Here is an 18,089-nt window from a genome sequence, read left to right on the forward strand (position 1 = left end):
CCGCACGGGGTGCGACGGCCCTCCCGGGGTGGGGCGGGTGCGGGATCAGCCCCCGCCACCGATGGTGGCGCCCCAGTTGGTCACTCCGCCGGGCCGGCCGGGCCGGCCGGTGGGGGGTGTCGTGGGCTGTCCGGTGGTGCCGCCGGCGGGGAGGCCGCCGCCGTTGCCGCCGTTGGTGTTGCCGCCGTTGCCGTTCCCGCCGTTGCCCGTGCCCGCGGCCGTCTGGGGGTCGCAGTAGAGCTTCCACGGCTTGCAGGACGGCTTGCCGCCGTCGGACGGGGACGGGGAGACCATCGAGGGGGAGGGCGACACGGAGGCCGAGGGCGAGGCCGAGGGCGAGGGGACCGCCGCCGGGGTGGGCGTCGGGGCGCCGGCCGCGTCCGCGATGACGCCGATGTCCTCGGCCTCCGGGAAGTCCTTGGCCGGGGTGCCCTTGAGGGCCTCGCGCATGTACTCGGTCCAGATCACGGCCGGGATGTCACCACCGTGGATGGAGTCGACGCCGCCCACGTGGTTCATGGACAGCAGCTTGCGGTCCTTGCCCTTGGCGTTCGGGTCGTTGCGGAAGAGCGTCACCGAGGTGGACAGCTGCGGGGTGTAGCCGACGAACCAGGCCGACTTGTTCTGGTCGGTGGTGCCGGTCTTGCCCGCGGCGGGGCGGCCGAGCTTCTTCGCCTTGGTGCCGGTGCCGTTCTCGACGACGTTCTGGAGCACCTTGGTGATGTTGTTCGCGACGGCGTCGTCCATGGCGCGGGCCTCCTTGGGAGGCCCGAAGCCGGGCAGGGTCTTGCCGTCCTTCTGGACCGTCTGCACCGAGTAGGGCTCGCGGTGCGTACCGGACGCGGCGAAGGTGGCGTACGAGTCGGCCATCCGGATGGCGCTCGGGGTCGAGGTGCCCAGGGCGAAGGAGGCGTTGTCGTTCTCGTCCATCGACTCCTCCAGGATGCCGGTGGACTTCGCGACGGAGCGGACCTTGCTGTGGCCGACGTCGAAGACGAGCTGGGCGAACGGCACGTTGATCGACTGCCGCATCGCCTCGTTGAGGGTCACGTAGCCGTGGGCCTCGGGGCTCTCGTTCTTCTGCCGGAAGGGCTTGCCGTCCTTGTCGAGGAGCGGCTTGCCCTCGCGGTTGTTGATCACCGTGAGGTCGTCGGCGTTGTACTTGCTGTCGATCGAGATGCCCGAGCCCTTGGAGTTCTGGGTGCCGTACTCCAGGGCGGCGGCCAGCACGTACGGCTTCCAGGTCGAGCCGACCGGGACGCCGGAGGTGTTGGCGTTGTTGGTGAAGTGCTTCTGGTCGAAGCCGGGGCCGCCGTACAGGGCGACGATCGCGCCGGACTTCACGTCGACCGAGGCCGCGCCGAACTGGACGAAGGTGTCGTACTCGGGGCGGGCCTTCTCGTCGAGGAAGTCGTTGCGGGTGTCCTCCACCGCCTTGACCAGCGCGTCCACCCGGGGCTTCTCGAAGGTGGTGCGGATCGTGTAGCCGCCGAGGGCCATCTTCTCGGCGCTGATGTCGCCGGTCTTCATGACGTACGACTTGGCGACGTCGACGAGGTAGCCGATCTGGCCGGTCAGGCCGCGGCCCTGCGCCAGGTCGACGCGTTCGGGGAAGTCCTTGTACTTGTCCCGCTCGGACTGCTCCATCCGCCCGACCGCGACCTCGCGGTCGAGGACCCAGGCCCAGCGCAGGCGGGCCCGCTTCTCGTTGGCCTCGGGGGTCGCCGCGGCGCCGACGCCGCCGTCCGGGTTGTAGAGGTTGGGGCCCTTGAGCATGGAGGCGAGGAAGGCGCTCTCGGACGGGTTGAGGTCCTTGGCGTCCTTGCCGAAGTAGGCCCGCGCGGCAGCCTGGATGCCGTAGGCGTCCCGGCCGTAGTAGGCGGTGTTCAGGTAGCCGGCGAGGACGGTGTTCTTCTCCTCGGACATGCCCAGCTTGATCGAGATGAAGAGCTCGGTGACCTTGCGCTTCAGGGTCTGCTCGGAGTCCAGGTACATGTTCTTCACGTACTGCTGGGTGATCGTCGAGCCGCCCTGGGTGGATCCGCCGGTGGCCATGTTGACCACGGCACGGGCGATGCCCATCGGGTCGACGCCCTTGTCCGTCTCGAAGGACTCGTTCTCGGCGGCGATCACGGCATTCCGCATCGACACGGGAATCTGGTCGATCGGCACGATCTGGCGGTTCGTGGAACCGCCCGTCGCGACCATCTGGGTGCCGTCGGACCACTCGAAGACGTTGTTCTGCGCCTGGGCCGCCTTGTTCGGGTCGGGCGTCCCCACGCTGGCGATACCGATGCCGGCACCGGCCACGATGACCGCGAAGAAGCCGAGCGCGGTGCCCCCGACCAGCTTCCAGGAGGGCACGAAACGCTTCCAGCCCTCCTTCTCGGCCCGCGGGTAATTGATGAGACGACCGCCCTTGCCCCCCTTCCCACCTGGGCGGCTGCGGCCCGCGGCGCCCCGCTGGGCGGCCCGGCGGGCGTCGGCGCGGCTGCCCGGCGGAGTCTGCCCGGCAGCCGGGCCGAGGGACGAGGCGGTGGGCACGTCCCGCCCGGGGCCGGAGCCCCGTCCGGGGTGCGGCTGGGCAGCCCGGCGGGGGGCGGCGCGGCCGCCACCTTGGGGTTGCGGTGGTTTGCGGCGGTGCTCGCTCATCGAACGACTACTCCTCGGGCAGGCGAGTGGCCTGGAAGCGGCAGATGATTCCGGTTCCCCCGGTGTCTTGCCGCACAGACTACGCACGGTCAAAACCCAACCAGTGCCGAAGTTCACCCCAAATCAGGCAACCTGCGTCGTACGAATTGGTGATGTGACGCCGGTCACCACGTCGCCCCTTGTCGCCGACGGCCACCCGTTCTATCGTCTGGATGTATCGAGCCGATACATCAGCTCGGCATAAACTCAGAGGCAGAGAGGAGCAGGCGGATGAGCAGGCGCTCAGGCATCCTCGAATTCGCCGTCCTCGGCCTGCTTCGCGAATCCCCCATGCACGGGTACGAGCTGCGCAAGCGGCTCAACACCTCACTGGGGGTCTTCAGGGCGTTCAGCTACGGGACTCTCTATCCCTGCCTCAAGACGCTGGTCGCCAACGGCTGGTTGATCGAGGAGCCGGGCAACGCCCCGGAAGACGCCGTCGCCGCTTCACTCGCAGGGCGCCGCGCCAAGATCGTCTACCGGTTGACGGCCGCGGGCAAGCAGCACTTCGAAGAGCTCCTCTCCCACACCGGCCCGGACACCTGGGAGGACGAGTCCTTCGCCGCCCGCTTCGCCTTCTTCGGCCAGACCGAACGAGAAGTGCGGATGCGCGTGCTGGAGGGCCGCCGCAGCCGGCTGGAGGAGCGCCTGGAGAAGATGCGCGCCTCCCTCGCCCGGACACGGGAGCGCCTCGACGACTACACGCTTGAGCTGCAGCGCCACGGAATGGAATCCGTGGAGCGTGAAGTGCGCTGGCTGAACGAGCTCATCGAGAGCGAGCGGGCGGGACGGGACCAGAGACGTCCCGGTCCGCCCGACGAAACTGCAAAGTGAGGCCTGCATCTCGCAGGCCTCGTTCCGAGAACAAACAGGGAGCAACCGGAATGGGTTCGGTTCGCGTAGCCATCGTCGGCGTGGGCAACTGCGCCGCCTCGCTGGTGCAGGGCGTCGAGTACTACAAGGACGCCGACCCGGCGGCCAAGGTCCCCGGTCTGATGCACGTCCAGTTCGGCGACTACCACGTGCGTGACATCGAGTTCGTCGCCGCGTTCGACGTCGACGCGAAGAAGGTCGGCCTCGACCTCTCGGACGCCATCGGCGCCAGCGAGAACAACACCATCAAGATCTGCGACGTCCCGAACGCGGGCGTGACCGTGCAGCGCGGCCACACCCTGGACGGCCTGGGCAAGTACTACCGCCTGACCATCGAGGAGTCCGCCGAGGCCCCGGTCGACGTGGTCCAGGTCCTCAAGGACCGTCAGGTCGACGTCCTGATCTGCTACCTCCCCGTCGGTTCCGAGGACGCGGCGAAGTTCTACGCCCAGTGCGCCATCGACGCCAAGGTCGCCTTCGTCAACGCCCTCCCGGTCTTCATCGCCGGCACCAAGGAGTGGGCGGACAAGTTCACCGAGGCCGGTGTCCCGATCGTCGGCGACGACATCAAGTCGCAGGTCGGCGCCACCATCACGCACCGCGTGATGGCCAAGCTGTTCGAGGACCGCGGTGTCCGTCTTGAGCGCACCATGCAGCTCAACGTCGGCGGCAACATGGACTTCAAGAACATGCTGGAGCGCGACCGCCTGGAGTCGAAGAAGATCTCCAAGACGCAGGCCGTCACCTCGCAGATCCCCGACCGTGAGCTCGGCGAGAAGAACGTCCACATCGGCCCGTCCGACTACGTCGCGTGGCTCGACGACCGCAAGTGGGCCTACGTCCGCCTCGAAGGCCGCGCCTTCGGCGACGTCCCGCTGAACCTTGAGTACAAGCTTGAGGTGTGGGACTCCCCGAACTCCGCCGGTGTCATCATCGACGCTCTGCGCGCCGCGAAGATCGCCAAGGACCGTGGCGTCGGTGGCCCCATCCTGTCGGCCTCCAGCTACTTCATGAAGTCCCCGCCGGTGCAGTACTTCGACGACGAGGCCTACGCGAACGTCGAGAAGTTCATCAAGGGCGAGGTCGAGCGCTAGCCGAAACCCAGGGTCCTGACGGACATCTGGTCTTCGACTGTTCTTCCGCCGAGGGTCCCCGGGCAAATGTGCCCGGGGACCCTCGGCGTGTGTGACCCTTGCCCTCATGGCTGTCGTAGGTGATCTGCGCGTACTCCTGCGCCTGAGGGACTTCCGCAACCTGCTGGCCGTACGGCTGCTCTCCCAGGCCGCCGACGGGGTCTTCCAGGTGGCCCTCGCCACCTACGTGGTCTTCTCCCCGGAGAAGCAGACCTCGCCCGCGGCCATCGCCTCGGCCATGGCCGTCCTGCTGCTGCCCTACTCCGTGGTCGGTCCGTTCGCCGGCGTACTGCTGGACCGGTGGCGCCGCCGGCAGGTGTTCCTCTACGGCAACCTGCTGCGGGCCCTGCTCGCCTGCGTGACCGGCGTGCTGATCGTGGTGCACGCACCCGACTGGCTCTTCTACGCCTCCGCGCTGTCGGTGACCGCCGTCAACCGCTTCGTCCTGGCCGGCCTCTCCGCCTCGCTGCCCAGGGTCGTCGGCCCCGGCCAGCTTGTCACCGCGAACGCCCTCTCTCCCACGGCCGGGACCCTGGCGGCGACCGCCGGTGGCGGGCTCGCCTTCCTCGTGAGGCTGCTCGTCTCCGACTCGAACGCCCTGGTCGTCCTCCTCGGCGCCGCCCTCTACCTGTGCGCGGGCCTGGCCGCCCTGAGGCTGGCCATCGGCCTCCTCGGCCCCGACCACCCTCCGGGCATCGTCCACCCCTCGATGGCCGAAGGGGTCGCCCTCACGGCACGGGGCATGGTCGAGGGGATCCGGCACCTGGCCGCCCGCCGCGAGGCCGCCCAGGCGCTCACCGCGATGACCCTGATGCGGTTCTGCTACGGGGCCCTGTTCGTGATGCTGCTCATGCTCTGCCGCTACGCCTGGTCGGACAACGAGGCCGACGGCCTGGCCCTGCTGGGCACGGCCATCGGGATCTCCGGCGCGGGCTTCTTCGCCGCCGCCGTCGTCACCCCCTGGTGCGTCGGCCGGCTGGGCACCCGTAGGTGGATGGCCCTGTGTGCCGCCGGGGCGGCCGTCCTGGTCCCCGCCCTCGGGCTGGCCTTCGAGCCCGGGCCGATGCTCGTCGCCGCGTTCGTCCTCGGCCTGGCCACCCAGGGAGTCAAGATCTCCACCGACACCGTCGTGCAGTCCCAGGTGGAGGACGACTTCCGCGGGCGGGTCTTCTCCGTCTACGACGTCCTGGTCAACGTGGCCTTCGTCGGCGCGGCCGCCGTGGCCGCCCTGATGCTCCCGGCCGACGGCCGCTCCGCGGCGCTGGTCGTGAGCGTGGCCGTCCTCTACGCCCTCACGGCGCTGATGCTCCGGCGCCGGGTCGATGTTTCACGTGAAACATGAACCCGGACGCCCATGGCGGTCGGCGCCGATGTTTCACGTGAAACATCGGCGCCGACCGCCATGCGGGACGCCCCCGGACGGTGGACCGCAGATCAGCTCTGGGCGGCCCGGGCCTCCTGGGCCTCCCACCACTCCTTGAGGGCCACCACGGCGGCGTCGTGGCCCATCGGGCCGTTCTCCAGCCGCAGCTCCAGCAGGAACGCGTACGCCTTGCCCACCATCGGCCCCGGGCTGATCTCCAGCACCCGCTGGATCTCGTTGCCGTCCAGGTCCGGGCGGATCGCGTCGAGCTCCTCCTGCTCCTGGAGCTGCGCGATCCGCTCCTCCAGACCGTCGTAGGTCCGGGACAGCGCGTTGGCCTTGCGCTTGTTGCGCGTGGTGCAGTCCGACCGGGTCAGCTTGTGCAGCCGCTCCAGCAGCGGGCCCGCGTCGCGCACATAGCGCCGCACCGCCGAGTCCGTCCACTCCCCGTCCCCGTAGCCGTGGAAGCGCAGGTGCAGCTCCACGAGCCGGGACACGTCCTTGACCATGTCGTTGGAGTACTTCAGCGCGGTCATGCGCTTCTTGGTCATCTTGGCGCCCACCACCTCGTGGTGGTGGAAGGAGACACGGCCGTCGCTCTCGAAGCGCCGGGTCCGGGGCTTGCCGATGTCGTGGAGCAGGGCCGCCAGCCGCAGGACGAGGTCCGGGCCGTCCTCCTCCAGCGCGATCGCCTGCTCCAGCACGATCAGCGAGTGGTCGTAGACGTCCTTGTGCCGGTGGTGCTCGTCCCTCTCCAGCCGCAGCGCGGGCAGCTCGGGGAGCACCCGGTCCGCGAGGCCGGTGTCCACGAGCAGGCCCAGGCCTTTGCGGGGGTGTGCGGACAGCAGCAGCTTGTTCAGCTCGCCCTGCACCCGTTCCGCGGAGACGATCTCGATCCGGTCGGACATCTCGCGCATGGCGGCCACCACCTCGGGGGCGACCTCGAAGTCCAGCTGCGCGGCGAACCGGGCCGCGCGCAGCATGCGCAGCGGATCGTCGGAGAAGGACTCCTCCGGGGTGCCCGGGGTCCGCAGCACGCCGGCGGCCAGGTCCTCCAGGCCTCCGTGCGGGTCGACGAACTGCTGCTCCGGCAGGGCCAGGGCCATGGCGTTGACGGTGAAGTCGCGCCGGACCAGGTCCTGCTCGATGGAGTCGCCGTAGGAGACCTCGGGCTTGCGCGAGGTGCGGTCGTACGCCTCCGAGCGGTACGTGGTCACCTCGATCTGGAAGCCGTCCTTCTGCGCGCCGACGGTGCCGAAGGCGATGCCGACGTCCCACACCGAGTCGGCCCACGGCCGGACGATCTTGAGTACGTCCTGGGGGCGGGCATCGGTGGTGAAGTCGAGATCGTTGCCGAGACGCCCGAGCAGCGCGTCGCGGACGGACCCGCCGACCAGGGCGAGGCGGAAGCCCGCCTCCTGGAAGCGGCGGCCGAGCTCGTCGGCGACAGGGGCGACCCGCAGCAGTTCGCTGACCGCGCGGCGCTGCACCTGACTCAGGGCACTGGGGGTGTCTTCATTGGCGTTCGGCACAACAGAAAAGGGTACGTGGCCCGCCCGGCAGGGGCTTCCCCGTTTCCCGGCGCCCCTCCGTTCCGGTACCCCCGGCCCGTGGCGATCATGTGGAGCAAGGCGCGGCACTCGCGCACAGCGCACCTCGTTACCATTCGTGGACGCAGAAACGACGACCACTGACACTTCGAGGGACGGGCGAGCGCGTGGCCGAGGCGGCAGACATCCAAGGGGCGGCTCCCGCCCCTGCCCGGCGCCGGTGGCTGCGGCGGGCGGTCGTCCTGCTGACCGGGACGCCGGTGCTGGCCGCCCTGATCTATGCCCCTGCCCCGCCGGCCCAGGCCGCCGACGGCTCCGTGGACGTCCAGCTGACCGAGGTTTCCCCCAGCGCTCCCGTCAAGAGCGACACGCTCACCATCTCGGGCAGCGTGGTCAACAACAGCCGCGAGACGATCAAGGGCGCCCACGTCGGACTGCGGGTCGGACCCATGCTCGGCGACCGCTCGTCCATCGGCGAGGTGGCCGACCGGAAGGGCTTCCGGCCGGGGGTGGACCCGGGCGAGATCGATTCCGCTTTCGCCGTGAAGTTCGACTCCCTGCCCTCGAAGGTCGACCAGCAGTTCACGATCAAGGTCCCGGTCAACAAGCTCGACCTGGGCGCGGACGGCGTGTACCAGCTCGGCGTCTCCGTGTCCGGTTCGACCGACAGCCGTCCGCACGAGCAGGTCCTGGGCATCCAGCGGACCTTCCTGCCCTGGCAGCCGGACCCGGCCGCGAAGCGCTCCTCCCTCACCTACGTGTGGCCGCTGGTCTCCACCACTCACGTCACCGCCGAGACCGGCTCGGACGAGGTGCAGACCCCCGTCTTCCTCGACGAATCCCTCGCCGACGAGCTGCGGCCCGGCGGCCGCCTGGAGCGGATGGTCTCGCTCGGCAAGGACCTCCCCGTCACCTGGGTCATCGACCCGGACCTGCTCACCACGGTCGACGCCATGGCCAAGGGGTACCGGGTCCGCAGCCCCGACCCCGGCGGCAAGCCGGTGCAGGGCAGGAACAAGGCGCTGGCCGAGCAGTGGCTGAGCTCGCTGGAGACCGCCGTCCAGGGCAAGAAGGTAGTCGCGCTGCCCTTCGCCGACCCCGACATCGCCTCGCTCGCCCACCGCGGCAAGGACGTCTCCGGCACCCTGGGCCAGCTGCGGCCCGCCACCGACAAGGCCAAGCAGGCCGTCGAGACGGTGCTGCACGTCACGCCGTCCACCGACTTCTCCTGGCCCGTGGACGGGGCCATCGACCCGTCGATCGTCAACGTCGCCACGTCGGCCGGCGCGCACAACGTCCTGACCCGCAGCGACAGCCTCCAGGAGACGGGGGCCCTCGGCTACACCCCGAGCGCCGCCCGCCCCATCGGCGCGGGCACCACCGCCGTCGTCGCCGACGCCGACCTGTCCACCGCCTTCGACGGCGACATGGCCCGCGCCGGGAACTCCACGCTGGCCGTCCAGCAGTTCCTCGCCCAGAGCCTCGCCCTCAACCTGCAGAACAGCGAAGAGCCCCGCAGCTACGTGGTCGCGCCCCCGCGCCGGCCCACCGCCAGTCAGGCGGAGTCGATGGCGACCGCCCTGCGCGGTCTCCAGGCGGCCCGCTGGACCCAGCCCTCCGACCTGGAGGCGGCCGCCTCCGCGAAGCCCGACCCCGGGGCGGCGACCCAGGTACCCGGCGCGGGCCAGTACCCCGAGGCGCTGAGCAAGCAGGAACTGCCGGTTTCGGCCTTCGAGCAGATCCGTACGACGCAGAACACCCTCGACCACTTCAAGGTCATCCTCACCGCGCCGGACCGCGTCGAGATCCCCTTCGGGAACACCACCAACCGGGAGATGTCGACCTCCTGGCGCGGCCGCCCGGACGAGGGCCGTGCCTACCGGGACCAGGTCCAGGAGTATCTGATCGGGCTCACGGACAAGGTCAAGGTCGTCCCCAAGTCGGACGCCACCCTGTCCGGGCACAGCGCGACCATCCCGGTCAGCGTCCAGAACAGCCTCGTCCAGGACGTCCACAACCTCGTTCTGCGGGTGAAGTCCGCGAATCCCACCCGTCTGACCATCGGAGACGGCGGCGAGGACGAGCAGGAGGTCAGCGTCCAGGGGGGCCACAGCCAGACGGTAAAGTTCACCGCCAACGCCACGGCGAGCGGCCCTGTCGAGGTCACGGCGCGGCTCTTCACCAAGGACGGCGTGCCGTACGGCAAGGAACGCAGGTTCACCGTCGACGCCACCGAGGTCACTCCCACCGTCATGCTCGTCATCGCGGGCGGTGTGCTCCTCCTGGTCCTGGCGGGCATCAAGATGTACGCCAGCCGCAAGCGCGTCGCCGCGCGCGCGGTCGCCGAGGAGAGCACGCAGCCGAGTGACGTGTCCACGGACACCGGACCGCAAAGCACCGAGGGGTCCGGGACGAGTGAGACAGTGGACCGTTGAGCGATGCCGTGGCCGGTCGGCCTGGGGACGATGAGGTGGGGTTGCGATGAACGCGCCGTACGACGGTGACCGCGCGCAGGGCACTGGTGGGCCGACGCCCCCCCAGGGCACTGCTCCGGGCGCTCCGGTGCCCGGGCAGGTTCCCGCGCCCGCGCCCGCGCCGGACCACGACCCGTATGTCCAGGACGCCTACGACTACGACCCCTACCGGGGGCAGGACCTGTCGGCCCAGGACCCCGTCGCCGAGGTCCTCTACGACCGGGCCTCGCACCCCCCGCCGCCGCCGGGCACCTACCAGGAGCCCGGTCCGCTCTACGCGGCCCCGCAGGCCCCCTCGCACGGGCCCGACCCGCGCGTGTGGGCCCAGACCCCGCCGCCCGAGCCCGACGGCCCCTCCCGCCACCTGCCGTACGGCGACCACGCGACGACGACGCAGTTCGTCGGGGTGGACTCGCTCATGACGGAGGCCGCGGAGGAGCAGCCGGCGGCCGACGCCTTCACCCACCTCTACCGGGACCAGCAGGCCGCCCCGGGCACCCCGGCCCAGGAGGCGCCCGTAGCGGCCCCCGCGCCGAGCAAGCCCGCCGGGCGGGCCTCCAGCCTGCTGAAGTCGAGCGCCCTCATGGCGGCCGGCACGATCGTCTCGCGCATCACCGGCTTCGCCCGCACCCTGGTCATCGCGGGCGCCATCGGCGTCGCCACCCTCAACGACTCCTACCAGGTCGCCAACACCCTGCCGACGATGATCTACGTCCTCGTCGGCGGCGGCGCCCTCAACGCCGTCTTCATCCCACAGCTCGTACGCGCCATGAAGAACGACGAGGACGGCGGCGAGGCCTACGCCAACCGCCTGCTCACCCTCGTCATCACGCTGCTCGGCGCGGTCACCACCGTCTGTGTCCTCGCGGCCCCGCTCTTCATCCGCATGATGTCGCCGACCATCGCCGGCGATCCGAAGCGCCTCGACGTCGCCGTGGCCTTCGCCCACTACTGCCTGCCCACGATGTTCTTCATGGGCGTCCACGTGGTGCTCGGTCAGATCCTCAACGCCCGGGGCCGGTTCGGCGCGATGATGTGGACCCCGGTCCTCAACAACATCGTCGTCATCGCCACCTTCGGCGCCTTCATCTGGGCCTTCGGCGGGTTCACCGCCTCCGGCGTCTCGGAGGCGACCATCACGGCCGAGGGCGTCCGTCTCCTCGGCATCGGCACCCTGCTAGGCCTCGCGGTCCAGTCCCTCGCGATGCTGCCCTACCTGCGCGACGCCGGCTTCAAGCCGCGCCTGCGCTTCGACTGGAAGGGCCACGGCCTCGGCAAGGCCGCCGGACTGGCCAAGTGGACGTTCTTCTTCGTCCTCGCCAACCAGATCGGCCTCGTCGTCGTCACCCAGCTCGCCACCGCGGCCGGCACAGCCGCCGAGAAGCTGGGCCACGGCGGTACCGGCATCACCGCCTACAACTACGCGCTGCTGCTGTGGCAGATGCCGCAGGCCATCATCACCGTCTCCGTCATGACGGCGGTCCTGCCGCGCATCTCCCGCTCCGCCCACGACGGTGACGCCGCCGCGGTCCGCGACGACATCTCCTACGGTCTGCGCACCTCGGCCGTCGCCATCGTGCCCTGCGCCTTCGCCTTCCTCGCGCTCGGCGTCCCGATGGCCACCCTGCTCTACGCCAGCGCAGGCAAGGACGCCGTGAACATCGGCTACGTCCTGATGGCCTTCGGCCTCGGCCTGATCCCGTACTCCGTCCAGTACGTGGTCCTGCGCGGGTTCTACGCCTACGAGGACACCCGGACCCCCTTCTACAACACCGTCATCGTCGCGGCCGTCAACGCCGGTGTCTCCGTCCTCGCCTACTTCGTACTGCCCGCCCGCTGGGCGGTCGTGGGCATGGCCGCCGCGTACGGCCTCGGCTACGTGGTCGGCGTCGGCGTGGCCTGGCGGCGCCTCAAGACCCGTCTCGGCGGCGACCTCGACGGCGCCCACGTGATGCGGACCTACACCCGGCTGATCGGTGCGTGCGTGCCGGCCGCCGCGGTGGCGGGCGGCGTCGCCTACGGCATCACCCACTGGCTGGGCAGCGGAGCCGTCGGTTCCCTCATCTCCCTGGTCGGCGGCGGCATCGCGCTCGGCGCGGTCTTCCTGATCGCCGCGAAGCGGATGAGGATCGAAGAGCTCAACTCCATGGTCGGAATGGTCCGCGGACGACTGGGCCGCTGATGCGAAGACCCGTTGACGGAACCGACCCCGATCGCGTGTCGTGCAGAGCGCCGGACTGTGGGCACAATTGGCATGGCTTCGCAGACTGGCCGACAGCGCGCAACGGATGGGGAGGCAGGGACGACGGTGGCGGAACGTAGCACGGCTGCCGTCGACGTGGCCGACAACAGCGGCGAGCAGCCGCTGACCGCACACGCGGTCAAGGCCACGGCCGACGGGGTGGACACCCAGAACGGACGAGCCGCGGACGGACCCATGCCCGAGAAGGACGGCGAACGCAGAAGTGCGGCCACGGCCGCACCCGAACTCCACAGCGGCCACAAGCTGGCGAGGCGCTACCGGCTGGAGGAGTGCGTCACCCGTCTGGACGGATTCAGCAGCTGGCGGGCGATGGACGAGAAGCTCCGCCGCGCCGTGGGCGTCCACCTGCTCCCGGCCGACCACCCCCGGGCCCGCACCGTACTGGCCGCCGCCCGCTCCTCCGCCCTGCTCGGCGACCCCCGGTTCGTCCAGGTCCTCGACGCCGTGGAGGAGAACGACCTCGTCTACGTCGTCCACGAGTGGCTGCCCGACGCCACCGAGCTCACCGCCCTCCTCGCGGCCGGCCCGCTGGAGCCCCACGAGGCCTACCAGCTGGTCAGCCAGATCTCCCAGGCCATGGCCGCCGCCCACCGCGAGGGCCTGGCCCACCTGCGCCTGACGCCCAGCGCGATACTGCGCACCTCCACCGGCCAGTACCGCATCCGCGGCCTCGCCGTGAACGCCGCCCTGCGCGGCATCACGAGCGAGACCCCGCAGCGGGCGGACACCGAGGCGATCGGCGCACTGCTGTACGCCGCCCTCACCCAGCGCTGGCCGTACGAGGACGACGCCTACGGCCTGCGCGGCCTGCCCAAGGGCGTCGGCCTGCTCGCCCCCGACCAGGTCCGCGCCGGTGTCCACCGGGGCCTCGGCGAGCTCGCCATGCGCGCCCTCGCCAACGACGGCGCCACCGCGTCCCGTCAGGAGCCCGCCTGCACCACGCCGGAGGAGCTCTCCAAGGCCGTGGCCGCGATGCCCCGCATCCGGCCGCCCGAGCCCGCCTTCACGGCCCCTCCGGAGTACCAGCAGACCACCTACCAGCAGGGCAGCTACGGCCGCCAGGCCCCCGTCGGCATGCCCACGGCACCGGTCTCGGTGCCCCTGCCCCCGCCGCCCCCGCTGCAGAGCCGCACGGGCCGCGCCCTCAAGTGGAGCGTCGCCGCCCTCCTGATCGCCGCCCTCGGCCTGGGCAGTTGGCAGCTCGCGGACACCCTCCTCGACCGCGGCAAGCAGGGCACCGGCGAAACCACGCACACCGAGCAGCAGAAGTCGGACGACAGCCCGGAGAAGAAGGACCCCGTCCCGCTCTCGATCAAGGGGGCCGCGGAGTACTACCCCGACGGCACCCCGCAGAACGAGGACGGCGTCTCCAAGACCCTGGACGGGGACTCCTCGACCTACTGGCGCACCAAGAGCTTCGTCGACGGACCCGTGCTCAAGATCAAGGACGGTGTCGGGATCATCTACGACCTCGGTTCCGAGCAAGAGGTCAGCGCCGCTTCGATAGGGCTGAGGTTCTCGGGGGACCACACCACGCTGGCGCTGTACGCGACCGACTCCATGCACCCGGCCAAGCCGGTCAAGGAACCGAAGAAGATCGCGGGCACGACGACGAACGACACCACGGTGAACCTGAGCGCGGAGAAGCCGGTCAAGACGCGCTACGTGCTGCTGTGGATCACCGCCATGCCGAAGGCGCCCTACGACGACTTCAGCAGCGCCGGCTACAAGCAGGGCATCACGGACGTGAAGTTCAAGGGCTGACGCACGCCAGGGGAGGGGGCTCACCGTTGGACGAAGCCGCGGCCGACGACCGCAGCGACCAGGAACTCCTGGCGTCGCACGTCGACGGTGACCCCCACGCCTTCGGTGAGCTCGTACGCCGCCACCGCGACCGGCTGTGGGCCGTCGCGCTGCGCACCCTCGGCGACCGGGAGGAGGCCGCCGACGCCGTCCAGGACGCGCTCGTCTCCGCCTACCGGGCCGCGCACACCTTCCGCGGCGACTCCGCCGTGACCACCTGGCTGCACCGGATCACCGTCAACGCCTGCCTCGACCGCGCCCGCAAGGCAGCCTCCCGTCGGACCTCGCCGCTCGACGACACGGATCGGCTGGAGCGCCTTCTGGAGCCGCACGAGTCCGCCGAGGCCCCCGCGGAGCGCCAGGACCTCCACCGCCAGCTCCTGGCCGCCCTCGGCACCCTCCCGGCCGATCAGCGGGCCGCGCTCGTCCTCGTCGACATGCAGGGATACCCCGTAGCGGAGGCCGCCCGGGTCCTCGGCGTACCCTCCGGCACCGTGAAGAGCCGGTGCGCGCGGGGCCGGGCGAAACTCCTCCCGATGCTCACTCATCTGCGCACGAATGCCGGGGATAACACCGCCGCCGAGCGGGGAAGGAACCGGACGCCGGGGACGTCCGTCCCATCAGCGGCAGATTCCAGGGATTCCGGGCCGAGGGATCCGGACCCAGACGTTGTGAAGGACGGAGGTGGACGACCGTGACCCCGACGACCGGCACTGCCGACACGATCCGGCACCCGGAGGTCTCCGAGATCTCCGACCTGACCGAAGGGCTGCTCTCCCCGTCCCGGACCGCCGAAGTGCGCCGGCACCTCGACGACTGTGCCCTCTGCGCCGACGTCCGTGCCTCCCTCGACGAGATCCGGTCCCTCCTCGGCACCCTCCCGGGGCCGCCCCGGATGCCCTCCGCCGTCGCGGGACGCATCGACGCCGCGTTGGCCGCCGAGGCGCTCCTCGATGCCACCGCCTCCCGCGCCGCCACACCCGCCCCCGAACCCCGCGCCGATGTCGACGCCGGAACCGAGGCCGAGGCCGAGGCCGAGGCCGGTCCGGACGCCGGTGGCGGTGTTTCACGTGAAACACCGCCGCCCACGCCCGGCCGGACCGGGGCCCTGCGGCCCTCCGGTCACCCGTCCGGCCCAACCGGTCCGGGCCGCCGCCGCGCGCGCCGGCGGATCGCCGTCCTCGCGGGCCTGACGGGAGCGGCCGCCTGCGTACTCGGCCTCTACCTGTTCGGCGGCCTCACCGGCACCGGCTCCCACGACAACGCCACCCACGCACCGGCCAGCGCCGCCGCCCGGTCCGCGGAGACCGGCGGGTACACCGCCCAGGGGCTCCGGGGGAACGTCCAGCGGCTCCTCGCCACGGCGAGCCAGGGGCAGACCAACAAGACGATGGGGCTGGACACCACCTCCCCCGAGCAGGCCCCCTCCGACCGGCAGGCAGCGCCGGCGACCGCGCCGGTCCCCCCGTGCGTCCAGCGGTCCACCGGCCGTGCCGAGGCCCCGCTCGCCTCGGAGCGCGGCAGCTACGAGGGCACGCCCGTCTACCTCCTCGTCCTTCCGCATCCGGGTGACCCGTCCCTCGCGGACGCCTACCTCGTACCCGCCGGCTGCGGCGACGATCCGGCGCAGGCGCCCGGAAAGCCTCTTCTGACCAGCACCTATCCCCGTAACTGACGGATTCGGGAGCTGTACCGGGCACGTTCACGGCCCGAGGCGGATCTGAGGGGAATGCTCGCGCCGTAGGATCCGTTGGGTGGGGTGAGAGTCCGCACCGGCCCCCGGTAGGCACCCAGAAGTCCGCAGAGACGAGGAAAGAACCCGTGAGCGACGTACGAAACGTGATCATCATCGGCTCCGGGCCGGCCGGTTACACGGCCGCCCTGTACACCGCACGCGCTTCGCTCAACCCGCTGGTCTTCGAAGGCGCCGTCACCGCCGGTGGCGCGCTGATGAACACCACCGAGGTCGAGAACTTCCCCGGCTTCCAGGACGGGATCATGGGCCCGGACCTCATGGACAACATGCGCGGCCAGGCGGAGCGCTTCGGTGCCGAGCTGGTCCCGGACGACGTCGTCTCCGTGGACCTCACCGGGGAGATCAAGACCGTCACCGACACCGCCGGCACGGTGCACCGCGCCAAGGCCGTCATCGTCACCACCGGTTCCCAGCACCGCAAGCTCGGTCTGCCCAACGAGGACACCCTCTCGGGCCGCGGTGTCTCCTGGTGCGCCACCTGCGACGGGTTCTTCTTCAAGGACCAGGACATCGCCGTGGTCGGCGGCGGCGACACCGCGATGGAGGAGGCGACCTTCCTCTCGCGGTTCGCCAAGTCGGTCACCATCGTCCACCGCCGTGACAGCCTGCGCGCCTCCAAGGCCATGCAGGACCGCGCCTTCGCCGACCCGAAGATCTCCTTCGCCTGGGACAGCGAGGTCGCCGAGATCCACGGCGAGCAGAAGCTCTCCGGCCTCACGCTGCGCAACACCAAGACCGGTGAGACCTCCGAGCTGCCCGTGACCGGCCTCTTCATCGCCGTCGGCCACGACCCGCGCACCGAGCTCTTCACCGGCCAGCTCGACCTGGACGACGAGGGCTACCTCAAGGTGGACGCGCCTTCCACGCGTACCAACGTCACGGGTGTCTTCGGCGCCGGCGACGTCGTGGACCACACCTACCGTCAGGCGATCACGGCGGCCGGCACCGGCTGCTCCGCCGCTCTCGACGCCGAGCGGTTCCTCGCCGCCCTCGCGGACGCCGAGCACGCGACCGCGACCGTCTGATCCCCGCTCCATCCCCACACCCCACACCCCGTATCAAGAGGAGGCCGCTGTGGCTCTCAAGACCGTGACCGACGCCGACTTCGACGCTGAGGTCCTGGCCAGCGACAAGCCCGTCCTGGTGGACTTCTGGGCCGAGTGGTGCGGCCCGTGCCGCCAGATCGCGCCGTCCCTGGAGGCCATCGCGGCGGAGTACGGCGACCAGATCGAGATCGTCAAGCTCAACATCGACCAGAACCCGGCGACGGCCGCCCGCTACGGCGTGATGTCCATCCCGACCCTGAACGTCTACCAGGGCGGCGAGGTCGCCAAGACCATCGTCGGTGCCAAGCCGAAGGCCGCGATCCTGCGCGACCTCTCCGACTTCGTCGAGGTCAAGGCCGTCTGACCCGCGCCGTGTTTCACGTGAAACGGGGCCACCCCTGAAGGGGTGGCCCCGTTTCACGTATGACGAGTCTTTCCGCGCCTCCGCCCGCGGTCACAGCGGACGCAGCACCGGTTCCTTCCGTGCCCGGGCACCGCCGAGCAGCCGGTCCAGGGCCAGTTCCACGTCTTCCTTCCACGACAGCGTCGTGCGCAGTTCCAGGCGCAGCCTCGGGTGGGCAGGATGCGGACGGACCGTCTTGAAGCCCACCGCCAGCAGGTGGTCGGCCGGCAGCAGGCACGCGGGCCTCTCCCAGTGCGCGTCACCGAAGGCCTCGATGGCCTTGAACCCCCGCCTCAACAGGTCCTTGGCGACCGTCTGCACCATCACCCGCCCCAGCCCCTGGCCCTGGTACCCGGGCATGATCCATGCCGTGATCAGCTGGACGGCGTCCGAGGACACCGGGCTGGTCGGGAACGAGGCGGCACGCGGTACGTAGGCCGGCGGTGCGTAGAGCACGAAGCCCACCGGGACCTCGTCCACGTAGACCACCCGGCCGCAGGACCCCCAGTCCAGCAGGACGGCGGAGATCCACCCCTCCTTCTCCAGCTCCGGGGTGCCCGCCTTCACGGCGGCTTCCCCGCTGACGGGATCCAGCTCCCAGAACACGCAGCTCCGGCAACGCCGGGGAAGGTCCTGGAGGTTGTCGAGCGTGAGCGGTACCAACCGACGACCCATGACGGCATGGTAACCACTGCACCCTGCTTCTTCGAGTGTGGACATCGCCCGAAGGAGCA

13 protein-coding genes are annotated in these 18,089 nt (G+C 70.6%); 10 read left to right on the forward strand and 3 right to left on the reverse strand.

The features are described 5' to 3' along the window. Positions 1-45: 45 nt before the first annotated feature. Positions 46-2,652, reverse strand: coding sequence for a transglycosylase domain-containing protein (locus tag SLAV_RS18995; protein WP_030225223.1), 2,607 nt, complete (start codon positions 2,650-2,652; stop codon positions 46-48). 270 nt (positions 2,653-2,922) lie between these two features. Between SLAV_RS18995 and SLAV_RS19000 the strand changes: the two genes are divergently transcribed. The 3 genes from SLAV_RS19000 to SLAV_RS19010 all read left to right on the forward strand — a co-directional run bounded on the left by SLAV_RS19000 (position 2,923) and on the right by SLAV_RS19010 (position 6,039). Then, entirely contained in the window at positions 2,923-3,525 is a 603-nt protein-coding gene (locus tag SLAV_RS19000) for a PadR family transcriptional regulator (protein ID WP_030225222.1), read from the forward strand. A 50-nt stretch (positions 3,526-3,575) separates the two neighbouring features. Next, on the forward strand, positions 3,576-4,658 hold the full coding sequence (locus SLAV_RS19005; protein ID WP_030225220.1) for an inositol-3-phosphate synthase: 1,083 nt from the start codon (positions 3,576-3,578) through the stop codon (positions 4,656-4,658). 106 nt (positions 4,659-4,764) lie between these two features. Then, positions 4,765-6,039, forward strand: coding sequence for an MFS transporter (locus SLAV_RS19010; protein ID WP_030225218.1), 1,275 nt, complete (start codon positions 4,765-4,767; stop codon positions 6,037-6,039). A gap of 92 nt (positions 6,040-6,131) precedes the next feature. Here the strand turns inward: SLAV_RS19010 and SLAV_RS19015 are convergent, their stop codons facing one another. Further along, positions 6,132-7,592 (reverse strand): CCA tRNA nucleotidyltransferase, encoded by a 1,461-nt coding sequence (locus SLAV_RS19015; RefSeq protein WP_030225216.1) that lies wholly within the window; start codon positions 7,590-7,592, stop codon positions 6,132-6,134. A 185-nt stretch (positions 7,593-7,777) separates the two neighbouring features. On the opposite strand from SLAV_RS19015, the gene SLAV_RS19020 reads away from it, so the two are divergent. The 7 genes from SLAV_RS19020 to trxA all read left to right on the forward strand — a co-directional run bounded on the left by SLAV_RS19020 (position 7,778) and on the right by trxA (position 17,316). Next, a complete protein-coding gene (locus SLAV_RS19020) occupies positions 7,778-10,045 on the forward strand; it encodes a DUF6049 family protein (RefSeq protein WP_030225214.1) in 2,268 nt (755 codons plus the stop codon). Between the two features lie 46 nt (positions 10,046-10,091). Beyond that, the gene (gene murJ / locus SLAV_RS19025) at positions 10,092-12,266 is read left to right on the forward strand and encodes a murein biosynthesis integral membrane protein MurJ (protein ID WP_030225212.1); all 2,175 of its coding nucleotides are present in this window, start codon (positions 10,092-10,094) and stop codon (positions 12,264-12,266) included. 126 nt (positions 12,267-12,392) lie between these two features. Then, positions 12,393-14,111: a protein kinase family protein gene (locus SLAV_RS19030; RefSeq protein ID WP_030225210.1), complete on the forward strand. Its 1,719-nt coding sequence runs from the start codon at positions 12,393-12,395 to the stop codon at positions 14,109-14,111. 26 nt (positions 14,112-14,137) lie between these two features. Then, positions 14,138-14,848, forward strand: coding sequence for an RNA polymerase sigma factor SigM (sigM, locus tag SLAV_RS19035; protein ID WP_030225208.1), 711 nt, complete (start codon positions 14,138-14,140; stop codon positions 14,846-14,848). Beyond that, positions 14,845-15,825 carry an anti-sigma factor family protein gene (locus SLAV_RS19040; protein WP_030225206.1) on the forward strand — a complete coding sequence of 327 codons (981 nt, stop codon included), beginning with the start codon at positions 14,845-14,847 and terminating at the stop codon, positions 15,823-15,825. Before sigM ends, SLAV_RS19040 begins: the two co-directional genes overlap by 4 nt. Before the next feature lie 146 nt (positions 15,826-15,971). After that, positions 15,972-16,931, forward strand: coding sequence for a thioredoxin-disulfide reductase (gene trxB, locus SLAV_RS19045; RefSeq protein WP_030225204.1), 960 nt, complete (start codon positions 15,972-15,974; stop codon positions 16,929-16,931). 49 nt (positions 16,932-16,980) lie between these two features. Then, entirely contained in the window at positions 16,981-17,316 is a 336-nt protein-coding gene (gene trxA / locus SLAV_RS19050; RefSeq protein ID WP_030225203.1) for a thioredoxin, read from the forward strand. A 90-nt stretch (positions 17,317-17,406) separates the two neighbouring features. Here the strand turns inward: trxA and SLAV_RS19055 are convergent, their stop codons facing one another. Further along, on the reverse strand, positions 17,407-18,030 hold the full coding sequence (locus SLAV_RS19055) for a GNAT family N-acetyltransferase (protein ID WP_030225201.1): 624 nt from the start codon (positions 18,028-18,030) through the stop codon (positions 17,407-17,409). Positions 18,031-18,089: the final 59 nt, after the last annotated feature.

The sequence above is a fragment of the Streptomyces lavendulae subsp. lavendulae genome, assembly GCF_002803845.1.
GTDB lineage: Bacteria > Actinomycetota > Actinomycetes > Streptomycetales > Streptomycetaceae > Streptomyces > Streptomyces lavendulae.